Origin of the sequence: Acidovorax sp. IB03 (assembly GCF_016406015.1) — a bacterium.
Classification (GTDB): domain Bacteria; phylum Pseudomonadota; class Gammaproteobacteria; order Burkholderiales; family Burkholderiaceae_C; genus Acidovorax; species Acidovorax temperans.
Window position 1 is genome coordinate 1 of the sequence record NZ_JAEFCH010000052.1, and the last position, 18,761, is coordinate 18,761.

The 18,761-nt window shown below is 62.8% G+C and carries 12 protein-coding genes, 1 pseudogene, 1 CRISPR repeat array and 1 riboswitch; of the genes and pseudogenes, 3 read left to right on the forward strand and 10 right to left on the reverse strand.

Annotated elements, in window-relative coordinates:
* Positions 1-92: 92 nt before the first annotated feature.
* Positions 93-3,094: direct repeats of the CRISPR family, unit length 36 nt; unit sequence GTTCCGGCCAGTGCGCATATCCCAGTGATCTAGACT.
* 70 nt (positions 3,095-3,164) lie between these two features.
* The 7 genes from cas2 to IHV84_RS18810 all read right to left on the reverse strand — a co-directional run bounded on the left by cas2 (position 3,165) and on the right by IHV84_RS18810 (position 12,901).
* The gene (gene cas2, locus IHV84_RS18780) at positions 3,165-3,491 is read right to left on the reverse strand and encodes a CRISPR-associated endonuclease Cas2 (RefSeq protein ID WP_198847990.1); all 327 of its coding nucleotides are present in this window, start codon (positions 3,489-3,491) and stop codon (positions 3,165-3,167) included.
* Between the two features lie 30 nt (positions 3,492-3,521).
* Positions 3,522-4,451, reverse strand: a complete 930-nt coding sequence (cas1, locus tag IHV84_RS18785; protein ID WP_198847991.1) for a type II CRISPR-associated endonuclease Cas1 — start codon at positions 4,449-4,451, stop codon at positions 3,522-3,524.
* Between the two features lie 5 nt (positions 4,452-4,456).
* Complete coding sequence (gene cas9 / locus IHV84_RS18790; protein ID WP_198847992.1) at positions 4,457-7,594, reverse strand: type II CRISPR RNA-guided endonuclease Cas9; 3,138 nt, start codon at positions 7,592-7,594, stop codon at positions 4,457-4,459.
* A 323-nt stretch (positions 7,595-7,917) separates the two neighbouring features.
* A complete protein-coding gene (locus IHV84_RS18795) occupies positions 7,918-9,264 on the reverse strand; it encodes a type II toxin-antitoxin system HipA family toxin (protein WP_233100133.1) in 1,347 nt (448 codons plus the stop codon).
* Between the two features lie 5 nt (positions 9,265-9,269).
* Positions 9,270-9,539 carry a helix-turn-helix transcriptional regulator gene (locus tag IHV84_RS18800; protein ID WP_066698200.1) on the reverse strand — a complete coding sequence of 90 codons (270 nt, stop codon included), beginning with the start codon at positions 9,537-9,539 and terminating at the stop codon, positions 9,270-9,272.
* Positions 9,540-9,765: 226 nt separating this feature from the next.
* Positions 9,766-12,528 carry a methionine synthase gene (gene metH / locus IHV84_RS18805; protein ID WP_198847993.1) on the reverse strand — a complete coding sequence of 921 codons (2,763 nt, stop codon included), beginning with the start codon at positions 12,526-12,528 and terminating at the stop codon, positions 9,766-9,768.
* A 29-nt stretch (positions 12,529-12,557) separates the two neighbouring features.
* Positions 12,558-12,645, reverse strand: a riboswitch (S-adenosyl-L-homocysteine riboswitch).
* A gap of 16 nt (positions 12,646-12,661) precedes the next feature.
* Positions 12,662-12,901 (reverse strand): helix-turn-helix domain-containing protein, encoded by a 240-nt coding sequence (locus tag IHV84_RS18810; protein WP_198847994.1) that lies wholly within the window; start codon positions 12,899-12,901, stop codon positions 12,662-12,664.
* A gap of 112 nt (positions 12,902-13,013) precedes the next feature.
* On the opposite strand from IHV84_RS18810, the gene IHV84_RS18815 reads away from it, so the two are divergent.
* The gene (locus IHV84_RS18815) at positions 13,014-13,757 is read left to right on the forward strand and encodes a hypothetical protein (RefSeq protein ID WP_198847995.1); all 744 of its coding nucleotides are present in this window, start codon (positions 13,014-13,016) and stop codon (positions 13,755-13,757) included.
* Between the two features lie 110 nt (positions 13,758-13,867).
* On the opposite strand, the gene IHV84_RS18820 is transcribed toward IHV84_RS18815, so the two are convergent.
* A complete protein-coding gene (locus tag IHV84_RS18820) occupies positions 13,868-14,371 on the reverse strand; it encodes a PACE efflux transporter (RefSeq protein WP_370541321.1) in 504 nt (167 codons plus the stop codon).
* 70 nt (positions 14,372-14,441) lie between these two features.
* On the opposite strand from IHV84_RS18820, the gene IHV84_RS18825 reads away from it, so the two are divergent.
* Together IHV84_RS18825 and IHV84_RS18830 are read left to right on the forward strand one after the other, a co-directional pair.
* A complete protein-coding gene (locus IHV84_RS18825) occupies positions 14,442-15,383 on the forward strand; it encodes a LysR family transcriptional regulator (protein ID WP_198847996.1) in 942 nt (313 codons plus the stop codon).
* A 130-nt stretch (positions 15,384-15,513) separates the two neighbouring features.
* Positions 15,514-16,425: a PPK2 family polyphosphate kinase gene (locus tag IHV84_RS18830; protein WP_198847997.1), complete on the forward strand. Its 912-nt coding sequence runs from the start codon at positions 15,514-15,516 to the stop codon at positions 16,423-16,425.
* Positions 16,426-16,489: 64 nt separating this feature from the next.
* Here IHV84_RS18830 and IHV84_RS18835 read toward each other — a convergent pair whose 3' ends face one another.
* Both IHV84_RS18835 and IHV84_RS18840 read right to left on the reverse strand, forming a co-directional pair.
* Entirely contained in the window at positions 16,490-17,728 is a 1,239-nt protein-coding gene (locus tag IHV84_RS18835) for a zinc ribbon domain-containing protein (RefSeq protein ID WP_198847998.1), read from the reverse strand.
* A 73-nt stretch (positions 17,729-17,801) separates the two neighbouring features.
* Positions 17,802-18,761 (reverse strand): annotated as a pseudogene (locus tag IHV84_RS18840) (hypothetical protein); the annotation flags it as partial.

Genomic DNA, 18,761 nt, shown 5'->3' on the forward strand with positions numbered 1-18,761 from the left:
TCATCTGCGGATAACGTTTGACCCCCCTCAACGGTGGACCTTAATCAGCGTTGCCCTAGACTATTTCGACGATCCACAGCCCCGCCACTGAGGTTCCGGCCAGTGCGCATATCCCAGTGATCTAGACTCAGCGTCTTCAAACACTGCAACCAGCTCGGTTCCGGCCAGTGCGCATATCCCAGTGATCTAGACTCAGCAGCGCCAGCACCCGAACAACCCCGCAGTTCCGGCCAGTGCGCATATCCCAGTGATCTAGACTCGTGGATTCGTGCACCATGGGGGAAGCTCCGTTCCGGCCAGTGCGCATATCCCAGTGATCTAGACTCCACCTCGCGCACGGTGCTGCGGGCACTCAGTTCCGGCCAGTGCGCATATCCCAGTGATCTAGACTCCCGAGCGCATTTCAATCGCCAGCATGCCCTGTTCCGGCCAGTGCGCATATCCCAGTGATCTAGACTCAGCGTGGTCAGCTCCAGCGCGTGCGCCATGTTCCGGCCAGTGCGCATATCCCAGTGATCTAGACTGTCAGTAGCTGCACTTTCAGAAACTGAATGTTCCGGCCAGTGCGCATATCCCAGTGATCTAGACTAAATCAAAATTCCGCCGAAGTGAATAGACTGTTCCGGCCAGTGCGCATATCCCAGTGATCTAGACTTGTGGGCAGTCCTGACTACAAGGAACTGTTGTTCCGGCCAGTGCGCATATCCCAGTGATCTAGACTCATGACAAATGGACACGCCACCCCGCCCGAGTTCCGGCCAGTGCGCATATCCCAGTGATCTAGACTATTTTCTGGCATCTTTGCGCACCAGCTCCGTTCCGGCCAGTGCGCATATCCCAGTGATCTAGACTTCGCGCTATGACGACTACAACTAAATCTGAGTTCCGGCCAGTGCGCATATCCCAGTGATCTAGACTTGAAGCCTCCGAAGCCCATGTGTTGCCGGAGTTCCGGCCAGTGCGCATATCCCAGTGATCTAGACTGCGGCGCTGTTTCTCCTGCCTGTGCCCACAGTTCCGGCCAGTGCGCATATCCCAGTGATCTAGACTCGTGCTTCCATCGTCTCCTCCGGCAGCACTGTTCCGGCCAGTGCGCATATCCCAGTGATCTAGACTCCCGCTGGGCGTGCGCAACGTCACGGCCATGTTCCGGCCAGTGCGCATATCCCAGTGATCTAGACTTGACGGTACCCAGCCCCGCGAGTTGCCCGGGTTCCGGCCAGTGCGCATATCCCAGTGATCTAGACTTGGAAGATGTGGTTGCCGAGGAGCTGTCCAGTTCCGGCCAGTGCGCATATCCCAGTGATCTAGACTTTCCTGTAGCCCCTATACAAAGATTGTCTGGTTCCGGCCAGTGCGCATATCCCAGTGATCTAGACTTAAGACCTTCAAAGAGATGTCTTACCACAGGTTCCGGCCAGTGCGCATATCCCAGTGATCTAGACTACAAGCACGCTCGTTGAACGCTCGTTTAAGGTTCCGGCCAGTGCGCATATCCCAGTGATCTAGACTGGTGATTTCCGCCACCGAGAACCCGGCGCGGTTCCGGCCAGTGCGCATATCCCAGTGATCTAGACTAGCCACCGCCGCCACCCGCTGGGCGGACAGGTTCCGGCCAGTGCGCATATCCCAGTGATCTAGACTTGCGGCGATGCTGGGGTCGCGCCCGAAGGCGTTCCGGCCAGTGCGCATATCCCAGTGATCTAGACTTGCGCTGTCTTGGATCAGCTCCACAGGCAGGTTCCGGCCAGTGCGCATATCCCAGTGATCTAGACTGCCGTATCGTTCGGCCAAAAGGCAGGCTAGTTCCGGCCAGTGCGCATATCCCAGTGATCTAGACTCGTGCCCCAAGACCTCAACAGCACAACGCCGTTCCGGCCAGTGCGCATATCCCAGTGATCTAGACTCGGTGATGGTCTGCATGGAGACGAGTCCCCGTTCCGGCCAGTGCGCATATCCCAGTGATCTAGACTGGTCGATCCAGTAATACTCCGCTACCACCAGTTCCGGCCAGTGCGCATATCCCAGTGATCTAGACTGATCGTCAACGAGGGTGGGTACGTTCTGCAGTTCCGGCCAGTGCGCATATCCCAGTGATCTAGACTTCGACTACACAGGAAAGGCCATAGGCTCGCGTTCCGGCCAGTGCGCATATCCCAGTGATCTAGACTCCGCATCCGCTCCCCGATCAAGCAGCCCCGGTTCCGGCCAGTGCGCATATCCCAGTGATCTAGACTGGGTGGTGGTGTGGCGGGTGCGCGCATCGGGTTCCGGCCAGTGCGCATATCCCAGTGATCTAGACTGCCATGCTGCAGTGGTCGGACGATGGCGGGGTTCCGGCCAGTGCGCATATCCCAGTGATCTAGACTAGCCCGCGCCGCCAATCGCCAGATGATGCAGTTCCGGCCAGTGCGCATATCCCAGTGATCTAGACTCCAAGCCTTATCGACCGCTGGCTTGTGCAGGTTCCGGCCAGTGCGCATATCCCAGTGATCTAGACTCGATCAGTTCGTTGGCAAGCGCCTGCATGTGTTCCGGCCAGTGCGCATATCCCAGTGATCTAGACTGGTCTGTGGACTCCACCAGGCGCACGCGCAGTTCCGGCCAGTGCGCATATCCCAGTGATCTAGACTCGATCTCGAGCGTGTGCAAGCGGCGCCGCGGTTCCGGCCAGTGCGCATATCCCAGTGATCTAGACTCTCTGTCAGCAGTTGATCGTGTGCTTTGTTGTTCCGGCCAGTGCGCATATCCCAGTGATCTAGACTAGGCCGCCAAGGCTGGCGCCGCGCAGTGGTGTTCCGGCCAGTGCGCATATCCCAGTGATCTAGACTCATGCTGACCAACGCCCTGCCGCAGTTGCAGTTCCGGCCAGTGCGCATATCCCAGTGATCTAGACTCATTGAGGTCACGGACCCGGTGCCGGTCAAGTTCCGGCCAGTGCGCATATCCCAGTGATCTAGACTCTTTGGCCGCATGGCGACTTCTTCGGTCGCGTTCCGGCCAGTGCGCATATCCCAGTGATCTAGACTTTCGGCGCCGCGACCGGATCGCTCGAATAGTTCCGGCCAGTGCGCATATCCCAGTGATCTAGACTCTGATCGCGATAACCTCTTGATAACAAAAGAAGTTTTCGCTTTCAGAAGACTAGAAAACCGCGCCATTTGCTAGAAGAGGTCGAATTGATCCGGCGCTTTTTGCGCTGGTTGTTTGTTGCGCCCGTGGTAGGTGATGGCGCGCTCGTACTGTTTGTCGGTGAACTGAAAGATATTCACTTTGCCGCCCTGTGGCAAGGCGCGTTCTACGGCTCGGCAAAGCGTGTCCACCTGCGCCTGACTCGTGCAAAAGCGCATGTACACGCTGAACTGGCTCATTTCAAAGCCCAGGTTCAAGAGACCATTGCGGAACTGCGTGGCGGCCTTGCGTTCGGCTTTCTCAATCACGGGCAAATCGAACATGACCACCATCCACATCAATCGGTATCCAGACAACATGGTGTAGCAATGGGCTGGCGTTGGCGGGGTTCAGTCCGTCTCCAAACTGCCCGCCAGCGACAGGGGCAAGCCGGGCAAAGGCAAATCCAGCTTGGTGCGCTCACCCAAGTACACCTGCGCCAGTGACGTGGCAAGGCGCTGCATGCACACCATGACGGGCGTGACACCTACAGCCGTGGGCATGTCGTCGTACAGCACACGCACCAAAGCACGCTTGGTGTCCGGGGTGACATGCGACTCGGCTGCCTGGTGCAATTGCCATACCTTCAAGTCCGCCATCGGGCGAAACGGCTCCATCAGGTCATCCACCAGACGCATGGCGTTAGCGTCATTGCTGTGGTGCAGGCCGATGCTGGGATGCAAGCCCGCAGCCACCACGGCACGTGCTGTAGCAGAGCGCAGGATGGTGTAGCCATAGTTGAGCAGTGCGTTGACGCCATCGCCGTCCTGATCGCGTCGAAACTCTGGGCCAAACAGCAAGCCCCAGTAGCGGCGGGCACCTTGGCCTTCGATGTTCTCGGGGTCGCCGCTTTTGACTTTGCCCACCAGCGCCTGCAAAGGTGCCGTGGGTGCGCCTGCGGCCTCCAGCGCTGCGGCCTGCTGCTCCAGCTTGCATTTGACAACTGCAGCCCACAGGCGCTTGTGCAATGGCAGCGCAGCCGCCCACTGGGCCTCGATGCGCTTGGCCTGCACATGGTGGCCATCCAGCGTCAGCAGCACGCCGATGGCGTTGTGGTTGGCACCGCACAGCACAAAGGGCGCACCCCGCTCTGCCAGTGCCACCAGCAGGTTGTTGGTGTAGGTGAGGCCGTGGGCGTTGGCAATGACGGCAGCAATGTCATCCAGCGGCACCTGTCCCAGTTCTTTGCGCTCGCCTTCGGTGTCTTTCACCACCATGAAGCCGCGGTGCACAAACAGGTGCCGCCTATCGTCTGCGATTTCGACGATGCGGCCTACCATGGTGGTCAGCCCTGAAAGCCCAGGTCGCGCAGCTCACCCGCGGGAGAGATGGTGACTTGCCTTGCCTTGGCCTTTTGCATGGAGCCTGCGTACTTGGATGTGTAGGCGAAGGCGTCTTGCTTGTCACTGTTTCGCGCATCTACGTTGGCCTCATGCACAGGGGCCATGAAAATCTGCCCAGTGTTGCCGTAGATTTTGACGATACGCATCGTCTGTTCTCGCCCTTCCACCTCCAACCGCACACTGTCGCCAATCACCAGCCTCATGACCAATGGTTGCCCGTTCTGTCCCTGCGTGGGGTTGCGCAGTTGTGCCCAGCCCGCCGCGCGCACGATGCCGTAGGCCTTGAAGGTGGAAATCACCTCTCCCTCCCACTTCCCCTGCTCATTGCGCGTGATTTCAATGCAGTAGTTGCTACCGCCCACATAGCCCTTGTAAGGCAATGGCCGCCCTTCGCCATCCACGCCATGGCGCGCGGGCTGTGCAGGCTCTGCAATGCGGATGAGGTTGGTGACTTCACGCCCGGCACTGCCATCGGCCTTGCGGCGTTGCTTGATGGTGCCGTCTTTGCGGATGCCGTAAGAGGTTTCCTCCATCATTGCGCCCTCAAAGCCATGGTCTGGCTTGTGGCTCACCCAGATGTGGCGCACGGCGCGCTCCACATGGTCGCGGTAGGTGTCCCACGGCAGGGGCATGCTCTCTACCAGGCGGGTCAAACCGCCCTCGCGAGACTGGGCGTTGGCTTGTGCAAAGCGCTGCAGCAGGCCCTGGTCTGTCACGCCGATCACGCACGCATCTACTGCGTGGTGGCGGTGGTCGTTGCGGTTTTTTTCGCCATCCAGCCCCAGAACATCGTTCAAGCCAAACTTGGCGCGCAGCATCGCTGTCATCTGCCCCGGAATCACCCGTGTGGCACTGCCAGGGCACACCAGCCGCAGGTATTCGGCTGCCACGCGCGACAGGTATCGCGTATCGTTCAGAGCACGGGCCAGAAAGTCTTTGTCCTCACCCAGCCAGCGCTCGTACCCATCGGGTGCAAAGCGGTAGCGCTTGCGCAGGGGCATGCGCTCGGCGCGCTGCAAGATGCCTTCATAGCTCCAGCCCTGTGCTTCAAAGTCAACCCGCGCGGCCCAAGGCGTGCGGTTGCGCTTGATGCGGTTGGCCTGGCGCATGGCCACGGTGCGGTTGTTCAGGCTGTCGTCCAGCGTTTGTGAGAACGGCAGGATGTGTTCGATCTCCACCTGTTCGCTCAGCAGCATGGCGGCGCTGATTTGCACGCCGCTGTAGGGGCAGCGGCGGTCGGCCACGTCAAAGCTCAGCTCTTCCCACAAGATCCATTTCTGGATATCGCTGGCGCGCACGCGCTCGGTGCTGATGCCCAGGGTCTCGGCAACGCGCTCGCGGATGCGGGCATTGCGGCGCTGGTTTTCGGCCTGCTTCTTTTGCGCCTCCTGCTTTTGTTCGCGGCTTTGCTTCAAGTCGCGCGCCAGCTCCACCACAACCTCTGCCGGGCGGCCATAGCGGCGGATCAAGGCGTTGACCACCACGCGCACCTGGTTCAGGCCGATGTGCACCGTGGGGTTCGCAATCTTGCCGTAGCGCTCTTCGTCGTTGCGCGGCTTGTCTTTGGCAAAGGCCACATGGCGCTGCAGTGCGCGGCCGTAGTAGGGCAACTCTTTGAAGGCATACACGGGCTTGATTTCGCCGGTGGATGCGATGGTGCGCTCGCCCACCCGCTCCACTTCGTCGCTGTCGTGGTCAAAGTCAAAGCCCAGGTCACTGTGGTGCGCAAACCCGGAGGCCTGCACCGCCTTGTCATAAGTCACCACATCGCGCTGCAACTCCGGCACGATGCGCGCCAGCGCCTTGCGGCTCAGGCTGCCATAGCCTTCGGGCAGGGCCACGTTGGCAATCGCCTCAGCACGGGCTTCGTCCACCCCCGTGTGCTGCTGCAGCCAGGCGATCAGCGTGCCCTCACCTTCTTCGTTCACGATCTGCCAGACGATCTCGTCCTGCAGCTCCGCCGCAAAGCCCGCCCACGCCGCACCCAGCAGATCTTTGCGCGCCAGGGCTGCGCTGGTGGCGTTGCCCTTGAGTTCAGTGCGCTTGGCATCCTCCAGGTTGAAGCGCACAGACCCCGACAGTTTCAGCAGCTTGCGCAACTGATCAAAACTGCGTTTGCTATGGGCCTCCAGCGCGGCCACCACCGCATCGCGCTGGGCCAACGTCAGCGGCACCTCGCTCAGCGTGCCATCCAGCAGGCGCAGGTGGTTCACCTCCTGCAGGATGCGAAAGCGCTGTGTACTGGGCAAGGCCAGCGGTGCGCGCTCCTCATCGGGCAGCAAGGTGCAGCGGCCAGGGCGCACGGGGCGCAGCGGGCGCTGGTGCAGCAGCGTGTCGCGCAAGTCGGCCCGCGCCACCTCTGTGAACAGCGCGGGCTGCAGCGCTGCCTGTGCCGCCCACAGCGCATCAAACTCCTGCGCAATCATGGCGCGATCCACGTACAGGTCGTAGCTTTTGTCGATGCGCTTTTTGCCCTCATCGGTGGTGTAGGGCGTTTCACGGTAGCGCGCCCGCACGCCCTGCCCGGCAACCCCTTCGGGCTTCTGCTGCATGCGCACTTGCCAAAACCATTCGCCCACCGTCTGGCAACCGCTGGCCGTCATGCGTTCGCGCAACTGGTGGATGGCTTGTTTGAGCGCACCGCTGTCGTTGTCCTTGCGGTCGGTCTTGCGGTTGCTTTGAAAGCCACGGCGCTGGTTGATGTGAAACAGGGCCCGTGCAAACTCGCCGGGGGTGAGCGCCTCGCGCAGGCCCTTGGCCCGCAGCTGATAGGGGTTGAGCCGCTCCAGCGCCTTGCGCGCCGCCTCGTCCGCCGGAAAAAACCCGTGGCGCACCAGCTGGCCCAGCATGCGGGATTTGCGCTTGAGCAGCCGGTCACGGCGGCGGCGCATGGCACGGGCAGCGCGGCGGGTGACGGCCAGGGAAGACCCATCTTTGGGGTTGCGACCATCGCTGAAGATGCGCACGCCTGAACGAATGATGGCGGTGGGGCTCCCGTCTTCGCCTAACCGAAACATCGCCCAACCTAACGACGTGGATCCCAAGTCCAACGCCAACCGATACGCTCCTGATATCGCCATTCGTCACCTCATTGTGAATTCCGAAGGGCATTTGTAACAGATTGGTTTACAATCGCAACCACTCAATCACTGGGATATGCGCTCTGGACGCTAACAAGCTGAAAGATGCACCAAATGGAAAGCCCCGCATGCGGGGCTTTCGTCTTTTTAGTCAAATTCACCCCTGGCGCTTATCCATCAAGCGCAAGCAGCTATTAATTTAATAGCAATTACCAACACGGAAGCGTCCTGCTCCATCAGACCCGGCATTCCGTGTGAGATCAAGGTGATCGCTAAGTTGGCGCATGCGCCTGTCGCCAAGCACGCCCGAGAGCCGCTTTTCATCACCCATACACCCGCCCCAAGCGCTCAGCGGCCTGGATGAGGCCATCGAATATGGACTGCGCCACCTGCTGCGGGAAGCCTTGCGGCAGCTTTTGCTGCACGCTGTGCACCGCAGTCGGGGTGTGCTGAACGACTTTGGCGATCAGGGCATCCACCGTGAGCCCGCTGGGTGATGCAATGCCATAGCGCGTTCCAACGTCTTGCCAGTGGCGGCGCAGGATCTTGTTCAGATGCCAGTGCGCATTTTTGCCACGCACCGCCATGGCCAGGCGTGCCTTGTGGGGCGACAGCTTGCCCGGCCCCTCGCCCAGCAGCGGGTAGACGGAGAGCACGTCATACAGGGGCGTCATCTCGAAGCTTTCGCCGGGGCGCAGAAAGAGGCTGAAGTTCTTGGCGTGGCCGTCGGTCGCGCCCAGCAGCCAGAACAGCAACTGCGCCATGAAGAAGTGAAAGCGGTCACGCTCGCGCTGGGCCGAGCCATCCAGCACGGCCATGATGCGGTCTACTCCCGGGCCACCGTCGGCCTCGTACTTCAGCACGGGCGATGTGCCGGTGGCCTGGCACAGGTCTTCCTGCGGCAGGCGCAGCAGCGTGTCGCCGTTCCATACGCGCCGGTCAAAGCGCTGCACGCTCAGCACTTTCAGGTCTTCAAAGCGCAGTATTTCGCACGGTGCCACTGGCAGGCCATAGGCGGCCAGCAACTGTGCGCACAGCCATTCGTTTTCTACCGAATGCTGCATGTCCAGTTGCAGGTTGCCGATCAACCCCAGGGGCAGTTTGAAGATGTGGGTGGTGGGTGTGGCCCCCAAGGGGCGGCACCAGCGCCCTTGCCAGAACAACAAGGCATCCTTTTCCTGCGCCCCCGCAATCGAGATGCGGAAATCATCGGCCATGCCCGCATCGCCCAATGCCCCGGGCTGGGCCAGGGTGCGGATGCGCTGAGCCACGGCGTGGTCGCTCATGGGTTCAGCCTGCACGCGCAGGTCGGTGGGCGGCTCATCGCCCGCGGGCAGGATTTGCAGCGCCCCCACGCAGTCCCGCCCCACTTCACGCAGCAAGGTGTAGGCGTCTGTGGCACCTACCTGGTAGCGGCGCGCTACCCGCTCGCGAATGTCCTTGCTGTCGGGCAACAGGTTCTCAAAGTAGAAACGCACTGCGTTGCCTTTGTGTGGGCGGTTGCCCGGCGTGAAGGGCAAAGACAGTGACAGGGGACGGCGCTGGGGCGATTGCACCCATTGGCTGTCGTACTGCAGCACGTCGCCACCAGCTTCCAGGCTCCAGGTACCGACAAAGTGGCCGTTCATCCACAGCCCCAGCGCCTTGCGGCTGCGTTGCTGGCTGGCCATGGCGCTCACCAGTGGGCGCCGTCGCCCGGCGCTGATGGTTCGCTTGGGGAGGCACTGCGGGTGCGCAATACCCACTCCACGCCCAGGATGTTCAGCAAGCGCATCAGCCGCTCGGCGCTCACAGCCTCGGCGTTGCGCTCCAGGGCAGACACCGTCTGCTGCGTCACGCCCAGGCGCAGGGCCACATCCGCCTGGGTCAAGCCCGCATTCTTGCGAAAGGCTTTTAGAAGCTGCGGTAACTGTTCAGTGGTGCGAACGGTGAAGGTGTCGTCCATGGGCACAGATTAGTCTCGGCAAAAAACATACTTTGGATTGTATTTTCAAAATACAAACTATAGTGCGTTTTCTGATATCCAAAAAACAAATCAAAAGATGTTTTTCAGAAATACAAACCAAAAGCTGTGGCTTGGGTTTTATCTACCAGCCTCTGGCAAGAAGCGTCTATAAAAAATAGCTGCAGCGCCCGTCCCATAAGCGCAGGCAGCTATCCAATTCATAGCATCACAAATTCGGCGCCAGCAGCCGCTCCAGCACCTTCTCGTCCATGCCCCGGCGCTGGGCCATGTCGTGCAGCTGGTCTTCGCCGATCTTGCCGACATTGAAGTACACCGCGTCGGGATGGCCGATGTAGAAGCCGCTCACGCTGGCGGCGGGCGTCATGGCCAGGCTCTCGGTCAGGCCCATGCCGATTTCTTCGGCGTTCAGCACGCGGAACAGGTCGGTCTTGGCGCTGTGGTCGGGGCAGGCGGGGTAGCCGGGCGCGGGGCGGATGCCGCGGTACTTCTCGGCAATCATGTCGTCGTTGCTCAACTGCTCGCCCGCTGCGTAGCCCCACAGGTCGGTGCGCACGCGGTGGTGCAGGCATTCGGCAAAGGCTTCGGCCAGGCGGTCGGCCAGGCTCTTGAACATGATGGCGGAGTAATCGTCCAGCGCGTCAATGAACGCCTTTTCCTTCTTCTCCACACCCAGCCCGGCCGTCACGGCGAACAGGCCCGCGTAGTCGGCAATGCCGCTGTCTTTGGGGGCCACAAAGTCAGACAGGCAGCGGCTGGGGCGGGTCACACCGTCGATGGTGTGTTTCTCGGCCTGCTGGCGCAGGCCGTACCAAGTCATGGCCACCTCGGTGCGGGTGTCGTCGGTGTAGAACTCGATGTCGTCGCCCACGCTATTGGCCGGCAGCAGGGCCATCACGCCACTGGCGCTGAGCCAACGGCCCTCGATGATCTTTTTCAGCATGGCCTGGCCGTCGGCAAACACGCGCGTGGCTTCCACACCCACCACCTCGTCAGTCAGGATGGCGGGGTACGGGCCAGCCAGGTCCCAGGTCTGGAAGAACGGGCCCCAGTCGATGTACCTGGCCAGCTCGGCCAGGTCGAAGTTCTTGAACACGCGGCGGCCCAGCGCGCGAGGCACGGCAGGCTGGTAAGCGGACCAGTCGATCGGCGTCTTGTTGGCGCGGATCTTGGCCAGGGGCCACAGGGGCGTGGCCTTTTTGTTGGCGTGCTGGGTACGCACCTTGTCGTAGTCGGCGTTCAGCTCGGCCACGTAGCTCTCTACGCCATCGCCCAGCAGGCTTTGCGCCACGCTCACGCTGCGCGAGGCGTCGGGCACATAGACCACAGGGCCCTCGTAGTGCGGCGCGATCTTGACGGCCGTGTGCACGCGCGAGCAGGTGGCGCCGCCAATGAGCAGCGGGATTTTCTTGTTGCGGAAGTGCTCGTCTTTCTGCATCTCACCCGCCACGTACTGCATTTCTTCGAGGCTCGGAGTGATCAGGCCCGACAGGCCCACGATGTCCGCGCCCTCTTCCTTGGCCTTGGCCAGGATCTCGTGGCAGGGCACCATCACGCCCATGTTCACCACTTCAAAGTTGTTGCACTGCAAGACGACGGTGACGATGTTCTTGCCAATGTCGTGCACGTCGCCCTTGACGGTGGCGATGACGATCTTGCCCTTGGTCTTCACGTCGCCGCCAGCGGCTTCCATCTGGCGCTTTTCTTCTTCGATGTAGGGCAGCAGGTGGGCCACGGCCTGCTTCATCACGCGGGCGCTTTTCACCACCTGGGGCAGAAACATCTTGCCCGCGCCAAACAGGTCGCCCACCACGTTCATGCCGTCCATCAGCGGGCCTTCGATGACGTGCAGCGGGCGGCCGCCCTTGGCCAGGATGGCGCGGTAGGCCTCTTCGGTGTCTTCGGTGATGAAGTCGGTGATGCCATGCACCAGCGCGTAGGTCAGGCGTTCGTTGACGGTTTTGGGGTGCTCGGGCGTGCCGCGCCATTCGAGCTTTTTGCTCTCGTCCTTGGCGCCGCTCTTGGCGGTTTCGGCAATTTCGACCAGGCGCTCACCCGGGGAGACGTAAGGCTCCCCTTCGGGGATCCGGGGGCGGCGGTTCAGCACCACGTCTTCCACGCGCTCGCGCAGCACAGGCTCCAGGTCGTCGTACACGCCCACCATGCCCGCGTTGACGATGCCCATGTCCATGCCGGCCTTGATGGCGTGGTACAGGAACACGGTGTGGATGGCCTCGCGCACCGGGTCGTTGCCACGGAAGCTGAACGACACGTTACTCACGCCGCCCGACACCTTGGCGCCCGGCAGGTTCTGCTTGATCCAGCGCGTGGCTTCGATGAAATCGACCGCGTAGTTGTTGTGCTCTTCAATGCCGGTGGCCACGGCGAAGATGTTGGGGTCGAAGATGATGTCCTCAGGCGGGAAGCCCACTTCGTCCACCAGGATGCGGTACGCGCGCTCGCAAATCTCGATCTTGCGCGCGAAGGTGTCGGCCTGGCCCTTTTCGTCGAACGCCATCACCACGGCGGCCGCACCGTAGCGCTTGACCAGGCGCGCTTGGCGCTTGAACTCGTCAACCCCCTCCTTCATGGAAATCGAGTTAACGATGCCCTTGCCCTGGATGCAGCGCAGGCCCGCTTCAATCACGTCCCACTTGGAGCTGTCCACCATGATGGGCACGCGGGCGATGTCGGGCTCGGACGCGATGAGCTGCAGGAACCGCACCATGGCCGCCTTGCTGTCGAGCATGGCCTCGTCCATGTTGATGTCGATGACCTGCGCGCCGTTTTCCACCTGCTGGCGCGCCACGGCCAGGGCCTCTTCGTACTGGCCGTTCAAAATCATGCGCGCAAACGCCTTGGAGCCGGTGACGTTGGTGCGCTCGCCCACGTTGACAAACAAGGTGCCCTCGCCAATGGAGACGGGCTCCAGGCCAGAGAGCTTCATGGGAGGGACGGAGATAGCAGACATAGGGCTCACCTGTGCAGAAACACGGACAAAACAGGTGAGCGTCGTTGCGAATAAAAGGCCCCAAGCCTGACGGTGCCACCGTTCATCCGGTGGGCCGCTGCAACGCTCCTTGGGAGCCGACAATTCTACCGGCTCAGGTTCCTGTCAACCTGTCCAGTTCTGGCCCCGCACGGGGGACATCGCAAGCGCGACACCAATCAACGAAGAGCATTACGTCCACGTAACTTTCGCCGCGCTCTATCTTGGATACGAATGACTGCCCCACCCCCAACCGCTCGGCCAACTGCACCTGCGAAAGACCAGCTTTCTTTCGCAGTGCAGCCAGACCCTCCCGAAGGGCCTGGTAACGCGGGTGATAGACAGTGATCGGCACCCGTGCATGCTTTACCCCGATTCGGAATAGTCCATTTACGACTTTTTACGCTACAGTGCGTAACAGAGTGGGGCACGGTGCCTTGCTCGCCAACACTGAAAAGAGAGCAGCGATGACAACGAAGTTTCGACTGGCAGGGTATTCGGCTTTGATAGCAGCAACACTGCTGACAGCCTGTGGCGGTGGCAGCGACGACTCATCCACTCCCGCGCCACCACCTGCCGCTACAAGCGTGGAGGGCTTCTGGACGGGCAAGTCCTCCACCGGCTGGGACGTTGCTTTGGCCGTGCTGGAAAACGGTGAAACCTGGGGCGTTTACACCAGCAACGGGGCTATCTACGGCGCTCTGCAAGGCAACACTACTTCCTCAGGTGGCACATTGACGGGCTCGGGTCGGGAATTCGATCTCCGCTCCGGACAAATCGCGTCGAGCACTTACAGCGGCACCTACACCGCCAAGACCAAGACCGATATCCGGCTTCCCAGCGGCGTCACCTTTGCGGGTATCTATTCGACCGCGTACGACCAGCCAGCCACACTGTCCGCACTGGCCGGCACATATACGGGCTCCGGCGTGAGCACGGGCGCACCGGTGCAGTCGATAACAGTCACCATCTCTGCCACCGGCACCATTACCTCGCCGTCATCACTCGGGTGCAGCGCCAGTGGGCCCGTCACGCCGCGGAGCAGCGGCAAGAACATCTTTGACCTGCGCATCACCTTCTCGGGAGCAAACTGCGCCCTGGGCAACGGTGCAACCGTTTCAGGCGTGGCCTACTACGAAGGTGGGACGCTGCTCGCCATGGGGCTGCTGCCATCGCAAACAGCCGGTTTCATCTTCACCGGCCGCAAGTAAACGGTCCGCAGTGGCGGCCAAGCGGCGACGCCACTGTGTTGGTCAAAGTGACAAAGAGCTGCCAGCGCTTGATATGCAAGCACTGGCAGCTCTTTTTTATATAGCGCGTGCTAAGACACCACGGATTGCGAATTCACCGCGCCCTGTGCCGAAGCAGGCAGCCCAAACACGCGGTCAAACGCCCAGTTGAAGACAAAGGTGTAGCAAAGAAAGAAGACGATGAGCGCAAGGTCCATCACAAAGGCCTCCCACAGGCTCACCTTGAACCACCAGGCAAACAGCGGCACCAGCGTGAAGACCAGCCCGCCCTCGAACCCGATGGCGTGCGCCACCCGGCGCGCCACGCTGCGCCCGCGCACTGTCTGGCGCGACTCCCAGCGCTCAAAGGCCCAGTTGAACACCACGTTCCACAGCACGGCAATGGCCGACGCGGCCACTGCCACCACACTGGAGTGCCCTGCGCCCTGCCCGGAGAGCTGCGCCAGCCCCGCCGTGGCCACCGCGATGGCGATCAGTTCATACAAGGTGACATAAAGAACGCGGCGCCACGGGCCCTGCAGCCCCTGAGGGGCTGGCGTACCGGGGGCGGCGGGAGAAGTCTGGGTGAAAGGCATGGGGCGACTTTATGTGTGCACTGCTGATATATAAAGTCAGCTTGTTTCAGTTTTTCTGATAATTGCGACCATGGCTTTTTCTTCCGACAGCGTGCAAGTGTTCCTCGCGGCGCTGGACCATGGCTCGTTCTCGGCCGCTGCGCGAGCGCTGTCGCGCGTGCCTTCGGCCGTGAGCATGACCATCGCCCACCTGGAGGCCGAGCTGGCCGTGCAGTTGTTTGACCGCAGCGGGCGCGAGCCCCGACCCACCGCCGCCGCCCGGGCGCTGGAGCCCCAGGCGCGGCTGCTGGCCGGGCAGTTGCAGCAGCTCAACGCCCAGGCCCTGGCGCTGACGCAGGGGCTGGAAGAACGACTGACCCTGGCGATTGCGCCCGAGCTGCTGGCTTCGCGCTGGACGGCGCCGCTGGCCGCGCTGGCGCATGAATACCCGCTGCTGCAGGTGGAAGTGCTGACCGCCCCGCAAGTCGATGCACTGGCGCTGCTGCACAGTGGCCGTGCGCAACTGGCGCTGGTGTTTGAGCGCCCCAGCATCGACGGGCGCGAGGGGTTTCAGGAAGTGGGCACCGAAACCCTGGTGGCCGTGATGGCGCCGCAGCACCCGGTGCTGGTGGCCGCCCGCGCCGCCGCGCAGGCACGCGGTGCAGCGCCCGAGGCGGCCATGCTGCGCGAGGAACACCTGACCACCACGCGCCAGATCGTGGTGGCCAGCCGCGACCTGGGCCAGACCGACCCGCGCTTTGTGTTTGCCCGCCACCACTGGCGCACCGACAACCACCTGGCCGCACTGGGCCTGATCGAAGCAGGCCTGGGCTGGGGCTGGCAGCCGCGGGCCCTGGTGCAGCCCCGCATGGCGGCAGGCACACTGGTGGAGATGCCGTTTGAAAACCTGAGCAACGGCGCTGCGCTGTGGGTGGACGTGGTGTGGTCCAAAGAGCGGCCCCTGGGCCTGGGGGCGCGGCGCTTTGTGGCACTGATGAATGACAACCAGGCACTGCAGACCGAGACAGTTTGATGAGAGCTTTATCAGGTGCTAACGCCAACCAGCCATGCCGTTGGAGCTATATTTTTAATAGCATTGAGAAATTGGGTTTCCAGGGTAATGACTGAGCCTCTGGCTTACCATGGGCCCCGAAGGAGTCCGCATGAACCACCCGTTTGACAGCAACAACAAAGACCTGGCCGAGCGTTGGTCGCAATGGCAGCCGGACGCGCCGCTGCACAACGATGAAACGCAAGCCAACGCCCTGCCTGAACGGCGCAAGGCCGGCAAGCACCGGCGCACGGTATCGCTTTCGGACTTCGATCCGTCAGCCAAGCCGTTTTCGCTGGGCGACAAGCTCAAGGACAAGGCAGTCACGGAACTGATCGCGCAGGAACTGGACACGCTGCAGAACCTGTTTTACGCCGACAAACGCTACAAGCTGCTGGTGATCCTGCAAGGCACGGACACATCGGGCAAGGACGGCACCATCCGGGGCGTGTTTGGCCGCATGAGCCCGCTGGGCGTGCACGCTGTGGGCTGGACTGCGCCCAATGAGGAAGAGCGCGCCCACGATTACCTCTGGCGCATTCACCAAAAGGTGCCCAAGGCAGGTGAGATCACGGTATTCAACCGCAGCCACTACGAGGATGTGCTGGTGCCCGCAGTCAACGGCTGGATCACCAAGGAGCAACACCACCAGCGCTTTGGGCACATCAACGACTTCGAGCGCATGCTCACGCACACCGGCACCATCGTGCTCAAGTTCATGCTGCACATCAGCGCCGAGGAGCAACGCGAACGCCTGCAGGAACGCCTGGACGACCCGGCGAAGCACTGGAAGTTCTCGATGAGCGACATCGAGGCACGCAAGCAGTGGAGCGAGTACCAGAAGGCGTACGAAATGCTGCTGGCGGCCACGCACACGCCTTGGGCGCCATGGACCATCGTGCCAGCCAACTCCAAGACACACCGCAACCTGATGATCGCCACACTGGTGCGCGAAGTGCTGAAAGGACTGCAGCTGCGCTACCCCGCGGGCGACTCGGCGCTGGAGCATTTCACGGTGGAATGACCGGGGGGCAAAGTGCCCCCAGACAGGACCGCCACACCCCCCGCTGGGTGGTGGCGGCAACGGCTTACACCAGCTTGTGGCCGCAGTGTTCGCAGAAACGGTCACCCACTTGCACCGTGCCATGGCACTGAGGGCAGGCCGGTGCAGCGGCAGGTGCCGCAGTGGCGGCTGGCGCGGAAGGATCGGCGGCTACCGCCGTCGTAGGCGCGACCGGCGCAGCAGGCGTGGCTTCGGAGGGCTGCTCTGCCGCAGGGCTGGCAGCGGGGGTCTTCTGCGTGGCCGCTGTGGCTGCTGCCGCCGCAGCGGCAGCCTGCACCTGGGCCTTTTCCTTCAGGTCGGCCATCTTGTTGTTCATGTCCTGGAGCTTTTCATCGGCCGCCTGGCGAATGCTGTCCAGATCGACCTTTTCAGAAAACTCGCACCAGGTGAGCACGCCCACCATCAGCGGCAGCAAGAAGACGAAAGCCGAAGCCAGCGCAAACACCAGGCTGAAGCCCACGCCCGCGCCCATCACGTGGCCCGAGGCGCTGCCCATCATGACGGCCAGCGGATTGAAGCCGCCACCCATGCCGTGGCGCATGCCATAGCCCATGCCACCGCCAAAGTCGCCACCCATGCCGACCACGGCCGCAAACAAACCGCCCACCGTGAACGAGGCCGAGGTGATCAGGCCGAACAGCATCGAGGCAAAGATGGCCGACAACAGCATGCCGCCCACGATCTTGCCGATGGCGGCAAAAGGATACTTGCGGGTGATGTGCCAGGTGATCGACAGCGAGTGCATCACGCGCTCACCATCCCACAGCGCGGGGCCGACGATGGACGAGGCCACGTACAGCGCCAGCATCAGCGCGGCCATCGCCAGCACGGCCACGGGCACCACCACCACCAGCAGCAAGGGGCCCAGCACCGGGATCTTGCAGATGAAAAACACCACGGCCAGGGCCAGGAACAGGGCCAGCGCCGCCAGCATCATCAGCAGCCCGGCGCCCAGCAGCTTGGGCAGGCACAGCAACCCGGCGATGAAGTAGCCCACCAGACCCCGGTAGGGGCGCTTGCGCGCCAGGTCTGACAAGCAGGCGCCAGCGCCGCTGATGCCGGCCAGCCCCACCACGATGGCCACCAGTGCCAGCAGCACCGTGAACCCCATCCACACGCGGGCCAGGGCCCCGCCCAGCGCAAACACCAGGGCGGCAACCAGGAAAGAGGCCGCCATCACAGAGACGGCAGGCCAGCAGGTCAGTGCCTCGGGCAGGCGAAAAATGGAATACGGGTTGTCCGCTCGGACAAGTGGTTGGCTCATGGTTTTTCCCTCGGTTGGTTTGGTATGCATGGCGGGCCCGCTGCAGCGGGCCCGTTGTGTGGACTCGACCCGATCAGTTGCTGTAAGGGTCGTTGTTGCGGTTGCTCATGGGGCACTCGGGCACCTTGCCCCAGTTGCTGCCGCAGTGCTGGTGGCGCGCACGCACCACGCACACGCCCTTGCTCAGCATGTTGTCCTGGCTGTCGCACTGGCGCAGGGCTGCACGCAAGGGGCCCAGGCCTTCGCCCGCAGGCGCGGGGGCTGGCGCCGCACTGGGCTGCGACAACGTGGCCGGTGCGGGGCCGCGCGGGCCGTCATGCTGCCAAGGCGGCTCGTTGGCGGCGGGCGCCTGGGTCTGCGCATTGGCGCGAGGCTTGGGGGCTGGCTTTGGCGCTGCGTCGGCCGTCTTGGGTGCGGGCCGCGCAGCCGGTGCCGCCTGGGCTGGAACCGCAGCGCTGCTCACCGCGGGCGACGCCACGGCAGGCCCAGCGGTCACGGGTGCCACCGGGGGCGGCGGCTCTACCGCGGCGGCGGGGGGCGCAGCGGGGGCCAGTGGCACCGCTGCGGGGCTGGCATCGGCCGGTGCCGCGGGGCTGACCTGGGCTGCCGGTGGCTGCACGCTGGCCGATGGGGCCGCGGGCTTGGTGCCCAGCAACCACCAGGCCAGCCCGGCGACCACGGCGATACCCCCCAGGCCGAGCGCTGCATATTTGGCAGCCGAGCCGCGCGCTTCGGGCGCTGCAGGCTCTGGCGGCAAAGGCCAGGGCGCTGGAGCCGGGGCTTTGGATGGCGGCGCCGAGGGAGCAGGCGCCTCTGGCGCCGCAGGGATCCGCGCTGGTTCAGCGGCTGGCACGGGTGTGGCTGCTGCAAGGGGCGACGCGTCACCTTCTGGCACGCTGGGCGCGGTGGCCTGCGGCGCAGACACGACGGGCTCTGGCTCTGGCTCTGGCTCTGGCTCTGGCTCTGGCTCTGGCTCTGGAGCAGGAGCAGGAGCAGGAGCAGGAGCAGGAGCAGGAGCAGGAGCAGGAGCAGG